At 61.2% G+C, this 20,389-nt stretch carries 8 protein-coding genes; 5 read left to right on the forward strand and 3 right to left on the reverse strand.

Annotated elements, in window-relative coordinates:
• Positions 1–90 precede the first annotated feature (90 nt).
• Positions 91–789 (forward strand): XRE family transcriptional regulator, encoded by a 699-nt coding sequence (locus HFC70_RS22510; protein WP_168475532.1) that lies wholly within the window; start codon positions 91–93, stop codon positions 787–789.
• Positions 790–1,139: 350 nt separating this feature from the next.
• A complete protein-coding gene (locus HFC70_RS22515; protein WP_168475533.1) occupies positions 1,140–9,635 on the forward strand; it encodes a glucoamylase family protein in 8,496 nt (2,831 codons plus the stop codon).
• A 75-nt stretch (positions 9,636–9,710) separates the two neighbouring features.
• Here HFC70_RS22515 and HFC70_RS22520 read toward each other — a convergent pair whose 3' ends face one another.
• Both HFC70_RS22520 and HFC70_RS22525 read right to left on the reverse strand, forming a co-directional pair.
• A complete protein-coding gene (locus HFC70_RS22520; protein WP_246735917.1) occupies positions 9,711–11,090 on the reverse strand; it encodes an MFS transporter in 1,380 nt (459 codons plus the stop codon).
• Between the two features lie 66 nt (positions 11,091–11,156).
• Positions 11,157–15,932, reverse strand: a complete 4,776-nt coding sequence (locus HFC70_RS22525; RefSeq protein ID WP_168475535.1) for an NAD-glutamate dehydrogenase — start codon at positions 15,930–15,932, stop codon at positions 11,157–11,159.
• Between the two features lie 249 nt (positions 15,933–16,181).
• Between HFC70_RS22525 and pdxY the strand changes: the two genes are divergently transcribed.
• From pdxY to HFC70_RS22540, 3 genes are all read left to right on the forward strand, one after another.
• Positions 16,182–17,063 (forward strand): pyridoxal kinase PdxY, encoded by an 882-nt coding sequence (gene pdxY, locus HFC70_RS22530; RefSeq protein WP_168475536.1) that lies wholly within the window; start codon positions 16,182–16,184, stop codon positions 17,061–17,063.
• Between the two features lie 45 nt (positions 17,064–17,108).
• The gene (locus HFC70_RS22535; RefSeq protein WP_168475537.1) at positions 17,109–17,750 is read left to right on the forward strand and encodes a carbonic anhydrase; all 642 of its coding nucleotides are present in this window, start codon (positions 17,109–17,111) and stop codon (positions 17,748–17,750) included.
• Positions 17,751–17,854: 104 nt separating this feature from the next.
• Positions 17,855–19,450, forward strand: coding sequence for a diguanylate cyclase (locus HFC70_RS22540; RefSeq protein WP_168475539.1), 1,596 nt, complete (start codon positions 17,855–17,857; stop codon positions 19,448–19,450).
• A 91-nt stretch (positions 19,451–19,541) separates the two neighbouring features.
• Here the strand turns inward: HFC70_RS22540 and HFC70_RS22545 are convergent, their stop codons facing one another.
• A complete protein-coding gene (locus tag HFC70_RS22545) occupies positions 19,542–20,357 on the reverse strand; it encodes a lytic transglycosylase domain-containing protein (protein ID WP_168475541.1) in 816 nt (271 codons plus the stop codon).
• Positions 20,358–20,389: the final 32 nt, after the last annotated feature.

Genomic DNA, 20,389 nt, shown 5'->3' on the forward strand with positions numbered 1-20,389 from the left:
CCTGCTGTTTCACAACAGGAGACGATGGATTCCGACGTCTGGATGGACTACGGGTTTTCCTGAGATGTTTTAAGGTTTTGGGGGTCCTTGATGGCACGTGTGAAATCCGATGGCGATCCTTCGAAGACGACAGCGCCCGCAGCAGACGCCAAGGCCAAGGCGGTGCTTCGCCAGGATCCCCATGCGCTTCGCGATCCGAAGGAGAACAATCTTGAAATCGCCATCGGCCACGAAGTCCGGGCATTCCGCAAGAAACTCGGTATCACTGGCGCCGATCTGGCGTCGGCCACAGGCATATCGCTCGGCATGCTTTCGAAGATCGAGAACGGCAACACGTCGCCGTCGCTGACAACCCTGCAATCGCTGGCCAGGGCGCTCGGCGTACCGGTCACTGCCTTTTTCCGCCGCTTCGAAGAGGTGCGCAATGCGGTCTTCGTCAAGGCGGGCGAAGGGCTGGAGATTGAGCGGCGCGGCACGCGGGCGGGCCACCAGTACAGCCTGCTCGGACATATCGGCAACAGCGCCAGCGGCGTTCAGGTTGAACCGTACCTGATTACCCTGACCGCCGATTCCGACACGTTTCCGACCTTCCAGCACGAAGGCATGGAGTTCATCTACATGCTTGAAGGCGAGGTGAAATATCGCCACGGCGACAAGCTTTATCCCATGGGCCCGGGCGACAGCCTGTTCTTTGACGCCGACGCCCGTCACGGCCCGGAGGTTCTGGTCAAGCTGCCGATCCGATTTCTCTCCGTCATCTGCTATCCGGATCGTCCGGACGCGGGGTGAGATGACGAAAGCAAAGTAATCTGCTTATATGCATGGCGGGGGAGAAGGAGGAGAGATGCTGCAAGCAATCCATGCGGAACTGCTTTGCAATTCCCGGTGAATTGGCTAGACCAAACACTCGACTTTGCGGCTAGTGCTTTGAAAATCGGCATAAAAAAGACCATTTTCAAGGCCAAGGCTCTCCACGATCCCCGCATGGACAGGTTCTTTATCGGCGCCATTGCGCATTGCTGGTTTTCTCATGTCACATTTGATAGACGAAAACCGTTTCTGCACTGAGCAAGGCCCAAGACAGGAACAAGTCCAAGCGACACCCATTATCACTCTGGCTGGTTATAGAATCCGAGCACATGTCCCTTCCTATGACGCCGTCTGCTGCGCCGCGCGACCCTGAAACAAAGAATATCGATCACAACGATTCGATCCGCGCCGCCTATCTCTCCATAGAAGAACTCAAGACCCAGGGCTCCGATCTGGCCATTCACGGCAGTAACGACCTGCCCGGATTCTTCGAGTTCAACTTCTTTGCAAGGCACAAAGAGAACGAGCGGGAGATCCTGCGCGTCTACCGGTCGACAGCCGCCGATGTCGAAACCGGCGCAACGATCACGCCCGCCGCGGAATGGCTGCTCGACAACCACTATGTCATCGAGGAAGCCATCCAGGAAGTCCGCCGCGACTTCCCCCGCCGCTTCTACCGCCAGCTGCCCACCGTCGAGATCGGCAATTCCGTGATCCCGCGGACCATGGCACTTGCCTGGATCTACGTGGCCCATACCCACAGCACCGTGTCGCAGGAAAGCTTGACCGCGCTGGTCGAAGGATATCAGGCCACCTATCCGCTCGAAATCGGCGAACTCTGGGCTCTGCCGTCGATCATCCGTTTCGTACTCATCGAGAATTTGCGGCGGATTTCGACCCGCGTCGAGCGCTCGCGGCGCATGCGCCGCAAGGCAAACGAAGCCGCCGACGAGGTGATCCGCCTCAACGACCCGCTGACCTGCGCGGAGTTTCTGAAGCAGATCGAGCCGATGGCCGACGACAATACCTTTGCCACCCAGTTCCTCTACCGGTTGCGCAACGGCTCGCAGACCTCCAGCTTTGCCGTATCCTGGCTTGAGGACCATCTGGAAAAATCCGGGCGCAATGTCGAAGAGGCGATGACGGCCGAGCACAACCGCCTGTCGTCCGGCAATGTCACGATGGGCAACATCGTCAGAAGCCTTCGGGAAATCGACGATACGGAATGGGCAGTCTGGGTGGAGGAAGTCAGCCACGTCGACAAGATCCTTCGCCAGCAGAGCGATTACAATGATCTCGACTTCGGCTCGCGCAATACCTATCGCAACACGATCGAACGGCTGGCCCGCCGCTCCGAGATGAGCGAACTGCAGATTGCCCAGACCGCAATCGACATGACCGCCGAAGCCGCCGAATCGCAAGACGATCCGTCCGTGCCGCCAAATGTCGGCAATCTTCTGGTCGGCATGCACCGCAAGAAGCTGGAGAAGGCGATCGATTATCGTCCACCGCTGCTTCAGTATCTGGTGCGGATCATCCGTCGCCTCAACTGGCTGGCCATCGCGGTTCCGGTGATATGCCTGACGGCGCTGGCGCTGGCGCTCGTCGGCTGGTACCTGGTCGATGCCGGGCTGTCACTCCCCATTGTCGTGATCCTCCTTTTGCTGTTTTCCCTTCCGGCATCGGAAGGCGCCACGGGGCTGTTCAACACGCTGGTGACATTCGTGGTCAAACCGGCACGTCTGGTCGGCTACGAGTTCAAGGAAGGCATTCCCGAGGACGCCCGCACCCTCGTCGCGGTCCCCTGCCTGATTTCCAATCGCGACCACGTGGATGAACTCATCCGCAATCTCGAGGTCCATTATCTGACCAATCCACGCGGCGAGATCTATTTCGCGCTGCTGAGCGACTGGCCGGACAGCAAGATCGAGGAGAGCCTCGCAGATCAGGAAGTGCTGGCCTATGCCAAGCGCGAGATCGCCACGCTCAGCGCCCGCTACGCCCAGGATGGCAAGACGCGCTTCTATCTTCTGCATCGCCGCCGGCAGTTCAATCCCTCCGAGGGCGTATGGATGGGCTGGGAACGCAAGCGCGGCAAGCTGCACGAACTCAACATGCTGCTGCGCGGCGATCGCGATACGTCCTACCTGCCGGGCGCCAATGTCGTGCCGGAAGGCGTACAGTATGTAATGACCCTTGATGCCGACACGCGCCTGATGCGCGACGCTGTGACCAAGCTGGTCGGCAAGCTCTACCACCCGATCAACCGTCCCGTCGCCGATCCGAAAACCGGCAGGGTCATCAACGGCTACGGTCTGCTGCAGCCGCGCGTCACGCCGTCGCTGACCACCGGCGAGGATGCCTCGGTCTTCCAGCGCGTCTTCTCCATCAACCGCGGCGTCGATCCATACGTCTTTACGGTCTCAGACGTCTATCAGGACATTACCGGCGAAGGCACCTTTACCGGCAAGGGCCTCTATCATGTTGATGCATTCGAGACGGCGCTGAAGGGCCGCATCGACGAGAACACCGTGCTCAGCCACGACCTTCTCGAAGGTTCCCTGGCCCGCTGCGCCCTGGTCACCGATGTGGAACTGGTCGAGGATTTCCCGACCCGCTATGAAGTCGAAATTTCGCGCCAGCATCGTTGGGCCCGCGGCGACTGGCAGCTGCTGCCCTATATCTTCGACCCGTCCCGCGGTATCACGGCGCTCGGCCGCTGGAAGATGATCGACAACCTGCGTCGCTCGTTGACCCCGATCGCCTGGCTGCTCGCTTCGCTCATCGGCTGGTACGCGATGGGGCCAACCGGAGCTGTGATCTGGCAGCTCCTGCTGATTTTCTGCCTGTTCGTCGCCCCCACCCTGTCGCTGATTTCCGGCCTCATACCCCGCACCAGCGATATCGTGCCCAGCGCCCATTTCCATTCGCTGTGGTCGGAAATGCGTGCGGCCAATGCTCAGGTCGCCCTTCGCATCGTCTTCATTGCCGATACGGCCTGCATGATGGCGGACGCCATCGTTCGCTCGATCTACCGTCTGGCCGTCAGCCGCCGGCTGCTGCTTGAATGGAAGACCGCGGCCAGCATCCAGTCTTCCGCACAAGGAACCATCGCCACCTATTACCGCTCGATGCGGCATGCCCCGGTCATGGCCGTCCTGGCCCTGGCACTCGCCTACGGACAGGTTGGCTATGGCGCTCTTGTTGGCATACCCTTCGCCCTGCTTTGGCTCGCGTCGCCATTGATCGCCTGGTATGTCAGCCAGTCGGCTGAAACGGAAGACCGTCTTCTTGTTCCCGAAGAAGCATCCATCGAGCTGCGCCGCATTGCCCGGCGCACATGGCGCTATTTCGAAACCTTCGTCACGGCCGGCGAGAACTATCTGCCCCCGGACAATTTCCAGGAAACGCCGGAACCGGTCGTGGCGCGGCGAACCTCGCCCACCAATATCGGCGTTTATCTCCTCTCGGTCGTGTCCGCCCGCCATTTCGGCTGGCTCAGTTTCGAGCAGACCCTTGAGCGGCTGGAGCAGACGGTCGCGACGGTCGAGCGGATGGATAAGTTCCGTGGCCACCTCTACAACTGGTATCACACCGACAGCCTGAAGACGCTCGGACCCCGCTATATCTCGGCGGTCGACAGCGGCAACCTGGCCGGCCACCTCATCGCCGTCTCGTCCGCCTGCCGCGACTGGGCCGAAGCGCCGTCCGCCCACCTTCAGGGCAATCTCGACGGCATCGGCGATGTCGGCGGAATTCTGCTCGAAGCGCTGAGCGAACTGCCCGACGATCGCAAGACCGTCCGTCCGTTGCGCCGCCGCCTGCACGAGCGGATCGTTGGCTTCAACAATGCCCTGGCTGCGGTCAAGCGGGAACACGAGTTCGCCTCGATCCGCGTCATCAATCTGGCGGTTCTGGCCCGCGATATCCAGAAACTCGCCGCCAACCTGCACCACGAGGTGCGCACCGAACAGAGCAGCGAGATCACCCGCTGGACGGAATCGCTGGTCAATGTTTGCGAAGCGCATATCTCCGACACAGCCTTCGATCTGTCTAATATCGAACCTCTGCGCCAGCGGCTTGCCCATCTGCGCGACCGGACCCGCGATATCGCCTTCTCGATGGATTTCGCCTTCCTGTTCCGCCCGGAACGGCGCCTTCTGTCGATCGGCTACCGGGTCGAAAGCCGCGAACTGGACGAGGCCTGCTACGACCTTCTGGCCTCCGAGGCTCGCCTGACGAGCCTGTTTGCCATTGCCAAGGGCGACCTGCCGACCGAACACTGGTACAGGCTCGGCCGTCAGGTCGTGCCGGTCGGTTCCAGAGCTGCGCTGATCTCCTGGTCGGGCTCAATGTTCGAATACCTGATGCCGCCGCTCGTCATGCAGGAGCGCCAGGGCGGCATCCTGAACCAGACCAACAATCTCGTGGTCAAGGAACAGATCAACCACGGCAAGCGGCTGAACATCCCCTGGGGTATTTCGGAAGCGGCCTTCAACGCTCGCGACCATCAGCTGGCCTATCAGTATACAAATTTCGGCGTGCCGACCCTCGGCCTGAAGCGTGGCCTCGGGCAGAATGCCGTCGTCGCGCCCTATGCCTCGATTCTGGCCAGCCAATACGATCCGAAGGCGGCCTTGGAGAACCTGGAACGGTTGCGCAAGCTCGGCGCGCTTGGCGCCTACGGCTTCCACGACGCCGTCGACTTCACGCCGACCCGTCTTCCTGACGGCAAGACCTGCGCGGTCGTCTACAATTATTATGCCCACCACCATGGCATGTCGATTGCAGCCGTCGCCAACGTCGCCTTCAACGGCCTGTTGCGTGAACTCTTCCATTCGGATCCGGTGATCGAAGCTGCCGAACTGTTGCTGCAGGAAAAGGCGCCCCGCGAAATTCCGGTCATGAGCGCCAAATACGAGCCACAGACACCCGGCAAGGGTCAGTCTGACCTGCTGCGCCCCGAAATCCGTACCGTCACCGATCCGGCCGTCAAGGACCGCGAAGTCGTGTTGCTGTCGAACGGCCACTATTCGGTGATGCTGACGGCCACCGGTTCCGGCTTCTCGCGCTGGAATGGTTTGTCGGTAGCGCGCTGGAAGGCGGATCCGACCGAGGACCGCTGGGGCACCTTCATCTTCCTGCGGGACACCGCAAGCGGCCAATGGTGGTCGACGACCTCGACGCCACGCCGGGCGGAAGACGAGAAGAGCAAGGCGATCTTCGGCGACGACAAGGCCGAGTTCTACAAGACCGTTGGCGATATCACCAGTAACGTCGAATGCATCGTCGCCACCGAGCACGATGCCGAAGGTCGGCGTGTCACCCTCCTCAACACAGGGGCCGAGGACCGCTTCATCGAGGTGACCTCCTATCTGGAGCCGGTGCTGGCAGAGGACGATGCCGACAACGCCCATCCGCTGTTCTCGCGCATGTTCGTCAAGACGGAACTCGGCCGCCGTGGTGATGTGATCCGGGTCGAGCGCAACAAGCGCAGCCCGTCCGATCCCGATGTCTGCGTCGCCCATCTGGTCTCCGACAATGCCGGGCTGAGCCGTTCGACCGAGTTCGAGACCGACCGCAACCGGTTCATCGGCCGCGGGCGCAGCCTCGCCGATGCCGCCGCCTTCGACCCCGGCGCGACCCTGTCGGGCACCGACGGCTTCACCCTCGACCCGATTCTGAGCCTGCGGCGGACCGTGCGCGTTCCGTCCGGCAAGAAGGTCAGCCTGGTGTTCTGGACGATTGCGGCGCCGAACCGCGAGGAAGTCGACCAGGCGATCGAGCGTTATCGCCATCCCGACACCTTCAGCCATGAACTCATCCATGCCTGGACCCGGGCGCAGGTCGAGATGCGCCATATCGGCATCACCTCGCAGCAGGCCGCAGCCTTCCAGCATCTGGCCCGTTACCTCGTTTATCCCGACACCCATTTGCGGGCCGATCCGGAAACGGTGAAGGGCGGGCTCGCATCGCAATCGGCTCTCTGGCCTCTGGCGATATCCGGCGACCACCCGATCTTTGCCCTGCGCATCAATGACGACATGGATATCGAGGTCGTCCGCGAAGCGCTGAGCGCGCAGGAATATCTCCACAAGCGCGGCGTGATCGCCGATCTGGTGATCGTCAACGAACGCGCCACCTCCTATGCCCAAGACATGCAGCATGCCCTAGAACACCTGTGCGAAAACCTGCGTCTGCATCAGGGCGACGGCTCGCAGCAGCATGTCTTCGCAGTCCGTCGCGATCTGATGGAGGAAAGCACCTGGCAGGCCCTGCTGGCCGCCGCCCGCGTTGTCTTCCACGCCCGCAACGGCAAGATCGTCGATCAGGTCAACCGGGCAACCTCGCTGTTTGCCTCGCCGCGCGTGCCGGAAGGCATGGACATGGAATGGCAGGGCCTGCCTCCTACCCTCGCCCTGTCCGCCCCGGCGGCACCGGTGGAAGGCCTCGGTTCAGGCCTCGATTTCTGGAACGGTTACGGCGGTTTCACAGCCGATGGTTCGGAATATGTTGTCCGGCTGGCAGCGGGCCAAACCACGCCGCAGCCATGGATCAACGTCATTTCCAACGAGCAGTTCGGCTTCCATGTCTCGGCCGAAGGGGCAGGCTTCAGCTGGAGCCGCAATTCCCGCGATTACCAGCTGACGCCGTGGACCAACGATCCGGTCGGCAATCGGCCAGGTGAAGCCATCTATGTCGCCGATCTCGACGACGGCAGCATCTATTCGCCCTTTGCCGCGATCGGCCGCCGCGAAGACAGTCGTTTTGAAAGCCGTCATGGCCTCGGATATTCCGTCTTCAGAAGCGACAATCGCGGACTGGAGCTGGAAGTCACGCAGACCGTCGATGCCAGCGAACCGGTGAAACTCTCAAGGCTCCTCATCCGCAACTCGAGCAACCAGGCACGCCGCCTGCGCGTCTACGGCTATGTCGAATGGGTTCTTGGCAACAATCCGCAGAAAACGGCACCGTTCGTGCTGGCCTCCCAGGACGAGGAAACCGGAGCGCTGTTTGCGACCAATCCCTATAGCATCGACTATTCCGGCAGGATCGCCTTCCTGACGGCCGACCTGCCGGCGAACGGCTTCACCGCAAGCCGCCGCGAATTCGTCGGTCGCCACGGCACCGTCCAGCTGCCCCAGGCAGTCGCCAAGGCTTCGCAGCTCTCCAATAGCCTGGAGACGGAGGGGGATCCCTGCGCGGCTCTTGCTTACGATCTCGAACTGGCCGCCGGCGAGGAGCGCGAAATCTGCTTCATCCTCGGTGATACGACCGACATCCAGGCCGCCCGCGACCTGATCACCGCAAGCCGATCCAAGGGCTTCGCTGTCGCGCTTGAGGAGAGCAAGACTTTCTGGAAGGGCTTTTCCGGCCATCTGAAGGTCAAGACGGCCGATAAGGCCTTTGATCACCTCGTCAACAACTGGCTGCCCTACCAGACGCTCGGCTGCCGGATCCGCGCCCGTGCCGGCTTCTATCAGGCCAGCGGCGCTTACGGCTTCCGGGATCAGTTGCAGGACAGCCTGGCCTTCCTGCTGTTCGACCCATCGCTGGCCCGTCGGCAAATCCTGAACGCTGCCGCCCGGCAGTTCCCGGAAGGCGATGTGTTGCATTGGTGGCTGCCGCAGACCGGCGCTGGCATCCGCAGCACGATTTCGGACGACGTGGTCTGGCTGGCCTATGCTGTGGACAGCTATATCGCGGCAACGGACGACAAGGCCATCCTCAAGGAGGCTGTCGCCTTTATCGAAGGCCCGCAGCTTGCTGCAAACCAGCACGATTCCTTCTTCCAGCCGACCGTCTCCCAGGAAAGCGCGCCGCTTTACGAGCACGCCGCCCGTGCGCTGGACCTCGCGGTTTCTCGCACCGGCATCCATGGCCTGCCGCTCATCCTCGGCGGGGACTGGAACGACGGCATGAACCGCGTCGGCATCGAAGGCCGTGGCGAAAGCGTCTGGCTCGGCTGGTTCCTGGCCAATGCGCTGACCAACTTCCTGGCCCATGCGCTGGAGCGGGGCGATCGCGCCCGAATCGACCGGTGGACCGCTCATCTGACAGTCCTGAAGGACGCGCTTGAAACGGCGGGATGGGACGGCGAATATTATCGCCGCGGCTATTTCGATGACGGCTCGCCACTCGGCTCCGCGACGTCGGAGGAGTGCAGGATCGATTCGATCGCGCAATCCTGGGCGGTTCTGTCCTCGCAGGCCCGCCCTGACAGAGCGCAGTCGGCCATGGATGCTGTTCTTGCCAATCTGGTGGACGAAGAAAAAGGCATTGTGCGCCTTTTCACCCCGCCGTTCGAGAAGAGCAGCCACGATCCCGGCTACATCAAGTCCTATCCGCCCGGCGTACGCGAAAACGGCGGCCAGTATACCCATGCAGCCATCTGGGCGGGTCTCGCCTTTGCCAAGCTGGATCGGCCGGACGATGCCTGGAAGGTGTTCTCCATGCTGAACCCGGTCAACCACGCCCGTAACCGCGATGCGGCGGACCATTACCGGGTCGAGCCCTATGTCGTGGCAGCGGACGTGTATGGCGGCGACGCCTATGCCGGCCGCGGCGGTTGGTCCTGGTATACAGGATCCGCAGGCTGGCTGTACCGCTTCGCGCTGGAGGGTATTCTGGGCATCCGCAGGCAGGGCAAGTCCCTGCTCCTCTCGCCGGCCCTTCCCGCCGATTGGACCGGTTTCGAGGCCGAACTGACCGTCTTGGACAAGACCTACCAGATCCGGGTCGAACGCAAGGCCGAAGGTTACGCGGTGACCGTCGACGGCAAGAAGCTAAAGGCAAAGCCCGAGGGCTTTAGCATCACGCTTTGAGCAACCGAAGAGCCACCCGGCGACGGGTGGCTTCCGCCCCTGCGGGAAGAGCCGGTCGCGGCCGCGAAACCGCTGCTATGCCGTGCGTGCGGCCTGCGTGGCGGAGGCAGGATAAGGCGTTCTCAGCAGCAGCAGGAAGCCGACGGCGAGAAACAAGATGAGACTTGCCATGCCGGCCCGAGCCGATCCCGACCAGAACGTGATCAGCGAAAAGCTCAAGGTGGCCATGAAGCTCGTGGCCCGGCCAGATAGTGAATAAAGGCCGAAATAGCGGCCCGCCTCCTCGACGCTGACGCTGCGCGCCAGATAGGAGCGGGACGAGGCCTGGACCGGGCCGAAGGCAATGCCCACCAGCAATCCATAGAGGATATAGACCTTCTCGGCGACCGTTCCGAAAATGCCACCTGAATCGGCCACCGGAAGCCCCACCAATCCGAACAGGGTGAAGCCCGGACCTGTCGATATGATTCCGAATGTCGCGACCAGCAGCAGGAAAAGGCTGATCAGAACGGTGATCTTCGAGCCGAGCCGCCGGTCCACCGAACCCGCCGCCAGGCATCCGACAATGGCCACGACATTCAGAATGATGCCGTAAATGCCGATTTCCATGGTCGACCAGCCGAACATTGCCGCGGCAAACACACCGCCGAGGATCAGCAGGCCATTGACCCCGTCCTGATAGATCATCCGGCTCAAGAGAAACCGCATGATGCCGGGCCGGTCCTTCAGCCCGACGATCGTCTGGCCGATTTCCCGCAGACCCGAGCGAACCGACGCAGCCAACGGTTTTCCCGCCCCCATATCGGGCGTGAACAGGAACATCGGCAGGATGAAGACCAGGTACCAGAGCGCCGAGATCGGTCCGGTTATGCGAGCATCCTCGCCGGCTGCCGGATCAAGCCCGAACAGGGGCGTCATGCCGATCACCGTGCGCCCGGTCTCAGGGCTTGCCGCCAGAAACAGCACCACAGAGATCAGCACGATCATCCCGCCGAGATAGCCAAGCCCCCAGGCGATGTTGGAGACACGACCGACATTGTCGCGGTTGACGAGCCTGGTCATCATCGAATCGTTGAAGACGATCGAGAACTCCGCCGAGATCGAAGCGAGAATCATGAAAACAGCGGGATAGATGACCGAGGAGCCCGGGGCCGCCGTCCACAGCAGGCACAGGCATATGATCTTGATCACGGCGAAGAAAGCGATCCACGGCTTGCGTGGCCCGCTCTCGTCGGCAATCGAGCCCAGGATCGGCGCCAGGATGGCAATGATCACCGACGAGATCGTGGCGATATTGCTCCACGTGGCCTGCGCGGCAATCGGATCCTCGGTCATCCGGGACACGAAGTAGGGTCCGAAGATAAAGGTCGTGACCACCGTGAAGAACGGCTGGGCCGCCCAATCGAAAAACATCCAGCCCCAGATCCCTCTTCGGGACACCTGGGGCTGCTCCATTACAGCCGCCTTGCTCTCAATCACCGCCGCTACCTTCCCCTGTCTGTCCCGGGGCAGACAGTGGCATCACGAGCGGTTATGCGCAATATCGGTGAGCAGCCCGGCGGCCACCGTGATCCGCGAAAGACTGGGTTCGCCGCCTTCGCTAAGCGCAACCAGTTCGGCTCCCAGCCGGTCGATGCGTACGCTGTCTCCGGCGCGCCAGGCCTCGATCGGATTGCGCTCGTTACGGTACTGGGACAGGGCCGCAATGACAATGTCGCGTCGTGCCGCGGCAATCCGGTCAAGGCTTCGGGTCAGAGCAAGGCTATCGTAGTGATCGCTGGTCATGACGCGCTGTGCCGTTTCCACCAATCGGCCGATCCGGAAGGTTTCCGTCGCCGCATGATACCCCTCGGCGGCCCGCGCCAACTTGCTCTCTGTCGTTTGCGCGATCTGCATGATTTCCGGTGCAAGGGCCAGCAGGGACAGGCGAACGACATCAAGGGCAAGGTCCGCCGGCACGCCGGCTTTCGAAAGCTCCGTCGCCTCTGCCACCACCCGTTCCGACACGCTGTCGGGCGCGACCGAGACGATCAACTGCAGCAGCGACCGTACCGCCGTATTCAACCTCTCGGCGGCCTCGGCCATCGGACCGCTGGCATTTCCGGTCTCGATCAAGAGCTTCGTCACATCGCAATAGACCTGGCCGACCTTGGCATAGAGATCGTTCTGGATCTTGCCAGGAATCTTGCCGTCGAGGGCGTCGATCCGGGCCCAGAGACCTGGAAGCTCAAAACCATCGCGCACCAGCAAAGCGGCCTTGACCACTTCGGACGGCAAGGCGCCCGTGGCATCGCTGACGCTCGCCACGAAGCCCGGACCACCGCGATTGATCACATGATTGGCAAGAACGGTGGAGATGATTTCGCGATGCAGCCGGTGACCCGAAATTTCGTCCCGATAGTCCTTGCGCATCTTTTCTGGAAAATACTGAAACAGGATCTGGTGGCAATAGGGATCATCCGGCAGGGTACTATCCACCAGCGCGTCGAAAAGAACGATCTTGGCATAGGACAGCAGAACCCCGATCTCGGGGCGGGTGAGCGACTTCCCGGACGAATAGCGTTCGGCGATCGCCTGGTCGTCGGGAAGCATCTCGACCTTGCGATTGAGCCGTCCGGCCTTTTCCAGCACATAGATAAGCCGGCTAAGTTCTTCGCGGTTGCCCGTGCCTTGCCGCTCGCTCAACGAAAGCGCCAACGGCTGCAGATAGTTGTTGCGCAGAACGAGATCCGCCACCTCCTCGGTCATCTCGACCAGCAGTTTGTCACGCTCGGGGAAGGTGAGTTTGCCGGAGGCAATCGCCGAGGCCAGCGCGATCTTGATATTGACCTCGATATCGGACGAATTGACGCCGGCGGAATTGTCGATCGCATCGGAATTGCAGCGTCCACCCTGCAGGGCATAGCCGATACGACCCTTCTGCGTCACGCCGAGATTGGCGCCCTCCCCGATGACCTTGGCCCGCACTTCGCCTGATGTGATGCGAATCGCGTCGTTAGCACGGTCGCCAACCTCCGCGTCGGTCTCCGTCGCACCCTTGATATAGGTGCCGATACCACCGAACCACAGGAGATCGACCGGCGCTTTCAGGATCGCCGTCATGATCTCGAACGGCGTGGCCGTCAGCTTGTCGAGCCCGATCGCCTGCGCCGCCTCGGGCGTCAGGGCCACGGACTTCTCAGTGCGGGAAATGATCATGGCACCCTTGGAAAGGGTGGCTCGATCATAGTCTTGCCAGCTTGAACGGGCCAGGCCAAAAAGTCGGGTCCGCTCGGCGAAGGACCGTTCGATATCAGGCTCGGGATCGATGAAGATATCCCGATGGTCAAACGCGGTGATCAGGCGGATTTTCTCCGATAGCAGCATGCCATTCCCGAAAACGTCGCCCGACATGTCGCCAACACCGGCAACCGAGAACGGCGTCGTCTGGATATCGATATCCATCTCGCGGAAATGCCGCTTCACCGCCTCCCAGGCGCCACGGGCGGTGATGCCCATCTTCTTGTGGTCGTAGCCGGCCGAACCGCCCGAGGCAAAGGCATCGTCCAGCCAGAAGCCGGCATCCCGCGCCAACCCATTGGCAGTATCGGAAAACGTCGCGGTGCCCTTGTCCGCCGCCACGACGAAATACGGATCGTCGCCATCCAGCCGGATCGTTTCCGGTGGCGGCACGATCGCGCTGTCGCGGATATTGTCGGTGATCGACAGCAGGGTGCGGATATAGGTCTTGTAGGCCTCCTTGCCGGCGTTCAGATAGTCCTCGCGGCTGCCGCCACTTGGCAATTGCTTGGGGTAGAACCCGCCCTTGGCACCGACCGGCACGATCACGGCGTTCTTGACCTGCTGCGCCTTGACCAGCCCCAGCACTTCGGTGCGGTAATCCTGCGCCCGGTCCGACCAACGCAGACCCCCGCGAGCCACCTTGCCGAAGCGCAGATGAATGCCCTCGACCTCGACGCCATAGACGAAGATTTCCCGGAATGGCCTTGGTTCCGGCAATCCCTCGACGAGCTGTGGATCGAACTTGAAGGCCAGCATCGGCCGGGCCGCCGTGACAGCCTGTTTCTGGAAGTAGTTTGTCCTGAGCGTCGCGTCGATGCTGTTGACGTAGCGGCGCAGGATACGGTCCTCGTCAAGACTCGGAACGCCCGCCAGCGCGGCCTCGATCTCCTTGTGCCCATCGGCCAGCCGCCGTGCCCGGCTTTTGTCCGTAAGGGCCGGATCGAAGGAGGCCTCGAACAGGCGAAGAAGAGCGGCGGCGATCGCCGGATACTTGTTCAGCGTATCGGCGATGTAGCTCTGCGAATAGACGACGCCGCATTGCCGCAGATAGGCCGCATAGGCTCTGAGCACGGTGACCTGGCGAGCCGTCAGGCCGGCGCCAAGCACCAGGCGATTGAATGCATCATTATCGACGCGACCCGAAAAGGAATCGAGAAATGCCTCTTCGACAAGGGCACCCTGGGCGTCGAGACGGAACGCCTGACCGCCCTGGACCTGCAATTCCATGTCGTGAAGCACGAGTTCCCTAAGCGTTCCGTCGTCGGCCGGAACCTCGATGTCGAAGGTTCGCTCGCTGATGACGCTGAAGCCAAGGTTTTCCAGCAGTGGCACCCGGCGGGACAGCGGCAGATGCGCGCCGCGATGGAAGACCTTGAGGTAAAGGGCACTGCCTTCATCCATGGCCTGTTCGTGAAACGCAATGCTGATCGTTTCTCCGTTCAGGCACGCTTCGATATGGGCAAGGTCGGCAACAGCCTCTTCGGCGGCGAAGGCTTCCTGATAGGCGCTGCTGACGACGAGCTGCGGGGCAGACGGACCGGCCAGCGCGGTGAACCGGTCTTCCCATCGGGTGGTGATCTGCCGCACGGCATCTTCGAGACGCGACTGCGCAATTCGGGGCGTCTTGCCTTCGGAACGGCCGATGATGAAATGAACACGCGCCACGCCGCCTTCAGGGAAGGCCGGATAATAGGCAGACACATGACCATCATAGACTGAGGTGAAGTAGGCGCCGATCTTCTCGCGAACGGCAGAATTGTAGTCCTCGCGCGGCACGTAGACGATCAACGATACGAAGCGGTCAAAATGATCGATACGCGGCAGCACGCGAACGCGCGGGCGTTCGGTCAGGTCAAGGATCTGCTCGCAGAACTTGGCGAAAATCTCCGCATCGATCTGAAAAAGGTCGTCGCGCGGATAGGATTCCAGGGTGTTCTGCAGAATGCGCCCGGAATGGCTGAGAGGGTCAAAGCCGAAGTGATTGACCACCTTGTCAATCTTGGCGCGCAGCAGCGGAATGTGATTGACCGACCGCGTATAGGCGGTCGCCGTGAACAGGCCGACGATTCTCAGTTCCCCGATGACTCGACCGTCCGCATCGAACCGCTTGACGCCGATATAATCCATGTAGGCCCGTCGATGCACGACGGATTTGACGTTAGCCTTGGTGACGATCAGGTAGTCCGGCCCCTGCAGGAAGGCGAGGATCTCCGGCGTCGTGGTCACCGCATGGCGGCCTTGGCGCAGCACGAGCACATCAGGGTCGGACAATATGCCCAGGCCGCGGCCCTTGCCCCGTTCCACCTGCGCATCGGCACCTTCGCCGGTATAGGTATAGTCCCGCATGCCAAGGAAGGTGAAATTGTCATTTCGCAGCCATTCCAGGAAGGCAATCGCCTCGTCGCGATCGGCCTTGCGTCGGGAAGCTGGCTGTGCGGCCAGCTCTTCAAGCGCTTTGTCGAGAACAGAAAGCATCGGCTTCCAGTCGGTCGATGCGACCTCGACCTGGGCGAGAACGGCTTCCAGTCGGCCGATCAGAGCGACAGCCTGTGTTTCCGACAACGCCGACAGGTGCAGCTGGATATAGCTGACCCGGTGCTTCGCCTTGGCATTCTTGTCAGCCAACGTCCACTCGGCCTTGCCGCTGGTCAGGATCGGGTGAACCGCCAGGAAAATGTCGCGATACTGGCTGGTGACCTCACCCATCACGGAATCGTAAAGAAACGGCTTGTTGCGGTCGACGATCGACAGCACGCTAACGGCTGCACCGTTCTGCTCGATGCCTTCGACCGTGTCGATGGTGATATGCGCGGACTTGCCGTCCCAGGCTCTCAGATCGATGGCCGCACGGGCCGCGGCACGGGCAAGCATCTCGGGTGTGTAGATATCAAGGTCATCCTCGCTGGCACGCCCAAACAGCGCAAACGGTTCGACGAGCACCTTGCCTTGTGCCGCAGCGATTGCCGCTGCCTGCTCGAACTGCTTTTCCCGCTTTGATTTTCTGTTTGTGACCATGATGGATCCCCCCGTTCGATTCCATGAGCAAGCTGCGCAACAATCGTTGCAGAAAAGTGTATTAAGCTCAAATATTGACAGGCATGTTGCTCTTTTCGTGTCTGCTTCGGCAGAAGCACACAATTATTACCGATCACGCATCCGGTAGCCGACGCCACGGGTCCTGAACAACGCCGTTGTTGACAGCCTGCCCCGAAAAGGATGATCAACGCCCAAGCGATAAAATTCGAAGCATTGGATCGGGTTAGCATGTCAGAGAATTCGGCGGGAGCCGTCATCGTCATTTCCAGTCATGTCGTTCGCGGCTCCGTCGGCAATCGCGCCGCAGTATTTGCTCTTGAGGCGCTGGGCTTTCCTGTCTGGGCACTGCCGACGGTCGTGCTACCCTGGCATCCGGGACACGGTCCCTCGACCCGCATGACCTTTCCCGATGACGATTTCGAACGGGTCATCGATGATCTAATCCGCGCACCGTGGCTTTCCGAGGTCAAGGGCGTTCTGACCGGTTATTTCGGCAGTGCCGCTCAGCCGAAAGCCGTAGCTCGCCTGATCGCGGCCCTGCGGGAACACAATCCCGAACTCACCTATGTCTGCGATCCCGTGATCGGCGACCTGGGTGGGCTCTATGTTCCGGAGGCAACAGCCACGGCGATCCGCGATTGCCTGATACCGCTGGCGACCATCGCAACGCCCAACCGGTACGAACTCGCCTGGATGGCCGGCAGCGAACTCCTCGACAACAATATGATCATGCAGGCGGCCCTGTCGCTCGGACCGCCGCGCGTTCTGGTCACCTCCGCTGTACCGATGATGAGCGGCGGCACGGGCAATCTGCTGCTGTCGGGTCGGCACGCCCTGCTCTCCGAGCATCGGCTGGTCGACGATCCGCCCAACGGGCTCGGAGACTTGATCGCCGCTCTGTTTCTTGGCCGGCTGCTGGCCGGTATCGATGAGGAAAAGGCGCTGCAGCTGGCGACCGCCAGCGTTTTCGAGATCTTGGCGCGCACCAAGAAAAGAGGCAGCGACGAGCTGACACTGGAGCGCGATCAGTCGAGTCTCCTCACCCCGATGGCGCTGGTCCATATGCGCCGGCTGATGCATCCGGCACAAAGGCCGAAGCGCCCTTCGTGAAAGGAGAGTGTTGCCAACCGTACTGCGGCGCGGTAATCCAATGGCATGCAGCGTTTTCCGAGCTCCCTTCTCGCGGGTTACCGCAATTTCATGGACGGTCGCTATAGCGACGAGCGAGAACGCTATCGCGCTCTCGCCGAACAGGGTCAAAAACCCCATACCATGGTCGTCGCGTGCTGCGATTCCCGCTCGGCGCCTGAGACCATTTTCGACTGCGGGCCCGGCGAACTCTTCGTCGTGCGCAATGTCGCCAACATGGTGCCGCCTTATGAACCGGACGGCCAATATCATTCGACATCGGCGGCACTGGAATTCGCCGTTCAGTCGTTGCGGGTGCGCGACATCATCGTCATGGGCCATGGCCGTTGCGGAGGCATTCGCGCCGCGCTTGACCCCAATGCCGAGCCCCTGTCGCCCGGCGATTTCATCGGCAAATGGATGGGCCTGGTGAAGCCGGCAGCCGAACAGATCCAGAGCAATCTGGTCATGACCGACGCCGAGCGCCAGACAGCGCTGGAACGCATCTCCATTCGCAACTCGATCATCAATCTGCGCACCTTCCCCTGTGTGAGGATTTTGGAAGAACGCGGCAAGCTGCAGATTCACGGGGCATGGTTTGACATTTCCAACGGCGAACTGTGGATCATGGACAGCAATACCCGCGATTTCACCCGCCTCGAAGCCTGAGCACGACGCGCTGAAAGTCGCCTAATTTAGGAATTATTCAGATTGATCTTCTATGATTTTCGAGCGCGGCGACATTCCGCGGCCTCGAGGCGGAAGAGCGCTGAATGAGCTTTGGCACGATCAGACGGGTGGTAATGGCAGCGCTGATCCTGCCCTCGGTCGTAATGGCTTTCGAGGCGACCTTCCTGCTACGCCTTTACTACGCGGAATACCGCAAGCTCGAGATCGGCAAGCACCACGCCTATTTAGTATTTGCCGCAGCCAAGATTGCCTCGCAGACGATGCCGGCTGAAGCTCGGGCAACGATTCTTTATCTGGAAGATCCAAGCCCGCCGAATCGTCAGGCCCTGCAACAGGCACGGACGGCACTTGATGAAGAGATACGGGCCTTTCCCAAGCTCACCACCGATTACCTTGCCGATCATCCTGCCAACGTCCCGGACCTCGGGCGGATGCAGACGGCAATCGACGCCATGCTGCGCCAACGTCGCGCCGTCGATACCTCACGTCTTTCCGCCGCCAACATAGACGGCGTATTCAAGTCCGCCTCCCAAGCCTATCTGCATATAGTCAACGACGTCAGGTCTGATATCGACGATATCTCATTGCTGGAAGACCTTCATCTCCTGATGAGCCTCCTTGACATCAACGAAGCGGGGCTGGAACTGGCCTTCTACGGCGCTCTGCTGTTCGCCGGCGAAAGCCTGACGACGGAGCAGACGACTGCACTGGAGCGAGCGAGCGTCATGCACAAGGCCGGGCCAGCTCAACTCCTGCGCTCAATCGACAACCCGCGGGTCAGGGCCTTGATCGAATTCGACCGTTCGAGCGAAGGCCGCTGGTTGGATGACGCGATAACATCGATCAACAGGAGCGCCGCGAGCCCGGCCACGACCTCCGTGCAAACCTGGGACAGTATCCAGGACGCCCGCACCGAACTCTGGCAACAGACCATTTCCGGCTTGATCGCAGATATCCGGCAGCACGGGGATGAACTTGCCGATCGGGCACGCCGGCAATTGATGGTGCTATCCGGGATCGTTGCCACGCTGACCATCTTGACTACGGCGATCATTCTTCTGGCCATGAAGGGTATGATGCTGATCGGCCAAATCAGACGCGAACGGGAGTCAATGATCCTCGAACTGCGCGATGCCGCCCAGACCGATCTTCTGACCGGATTGTACAATCGGCGCGGCTTTCAGTCCGCGGCCTCCGCTCTCCTGCACCAGGCCTCAGCAAACCACGACTGGGTGTCGGCCGTCCTCTTCGATCTGGATCACTTCAAGCAAGTCAACGACACCTATGGCCACGATGCCGGCGATGTCGTCCTGCGTGCAGTCGCCACAATCGCCCGGACGAATTTCCGCCCGTTCGATCTGCTGGTGCGCCATGGGGGCGAGGAATTCCTAGCTCTGCTCCCGGGCAGTTCCACCGAAGAAGCTGTCACTGTAGCCGAAAAGGTACGCCAGGCGATCGAGAGTGCCGAAATGAAACTGCCCGACGGCACCACGTTGCGCGTCACGTCAAGCTTCGGATGTGCCGGCATGAGCGCACCGGCCCACCAGGATCTCTTGACGGAACTGTTGAAAAGAGCCGATCTGGCACTCTATGCGGCAAAATCTTCCGGCCGCAATTGCGTTGTCGTGGACGCTGAAACCGCGTCCAATACGGAAAGCCCCGACATCAAAACGGCCTGATTTCTCCCCGAACGGACAATGCTGAGGACAGGCGTTCCCCCCAGGTAGCCCGGCTCGCTGCCGAAGCACCAAGCCGTAAGCGATATCCGGATTACTCGTCGATCCGTGCACCGATATGGGCGATGGCCTTCTGATAGACTGTCGCGGCATTCCACTGGCTAAGCGCCGCGAAATTCGGCTCGCCGGGCTGATATCCAGCCCCGGCCCGCCAGCCACTGCCCCTCAGGAAATTCGCCGTCGAGGCCAGCGCATCGGCCTTCGAATGAACCAGATCGATGCGGCGGTCGCCGTCGCCGTCTACGCCGAACTTGACGACATTGCGCGGCAGGAACTGCGTCTGGCCAATTTCGCCATGGGCAGCGCCGCGCGCCGTGGTGCTCAGCGAATTGTTGGCGACCAGTTGCAGGGCGGCATAGAGCTGATCGGTGAAATAGTCGCTGCGACGGCAGTCATAGGCAAGCGTTGCAACCGCCGAAAGCGTGTGTTCATTGCCGAGAAATCCGCCGAACCCGGTTTCCATGCCCCAGATGGCCAGCAATGGCCCGGCCGGCACGCCGTATTTCTGTTCGATCTTGGACAGCAACGCGGCATTGTTCTTCTTCATGCCCTTGCCGCGGGAGATGATCGCATTGCCGCCGCGCTTCTGCATGAACTGCTCGAAAGACAGCTTGAAGCTCTTCTGTCCCCGGTCGGCCCGGATGGTGGCGGTATTGTAGGATACGCCCGAAAAGGCCTTGTTGAGAACGCCCGCGCTGACGCCATTGCCGGCAGCCTCGGACTTGAACTCATCGACCCAACTCGCAAAACCTGCGGAGGTATTTCCACACTGCGCCGCATTCGCGGTGTTGGCGCCCGCATAGGCTGCCGTCACAAGACATGCCGTGGTCAGTAACTTCGCAAGTCGCATCGATGTCCTCGTCGTAGTGCGCGTTTTATAGG

The organism is Agrobacterium sp. a22-2 (assembly GCF_012276985.1).
GTDB lineage: Bacteria > Pseudomonadota > Alphaproteobacteria > Rhizobiales > Rhizobiaceae > Allorhizobium.